This is a genomic window from Enterobacter sp. PL1, assembly GCF_945957325.1.
GTDB lineage: Bacteria > Pseudomonadota > Gammaproteobacteria > Enterobacterales > Enterobacteriaceae > Enterobacter > Enterobacter roggenkampii.
The window spans coordinates 1-214 of the sequence record NZ_CAMFKT010000125.1 but is presented as its reverse complement, the minus strand read 5'-3'; the positions used below and the strand labels follow the sequence as shown (position 1 = coordinate 214).

The window sequence follows — 214 nt, the reverse complement described above, 5'->3', positions numbered from 1 at the left end:
GAAGGTGCGAATAAGCAGGTCATTTCTTCCCAAGCTGACTCGCTGATTAAAATTTCGCGGATCTGGGCCGATTTTTTTCCCGCAAACACATCGAATCAGCCTATTTAGGCTATTTTTTCCACCATTTCTGGCGTTATTTCCGGTTTTTACTGAGATCTCTCCCACTGACGTATCATTTGGTCCACCCGAAACAGGTTGGCCAGGGTGAATAACA

Annotated in this window: 1 protein-coding gene; it reads right to left on the bottom strand. The window is 45.3% G+C overall.

Annotated elements, in window-relative coordinates:
- Nucleotides 1–146: 146 nt before the first annotated feature.
- A partial coding sequence (locus N6P30_RS24560) for a hypothetical protein (RefSeq protein ID WP_225684771.1) occupies nucleotides 147–214 on the bottom strand: 68 nt, incomplete at its 5' end.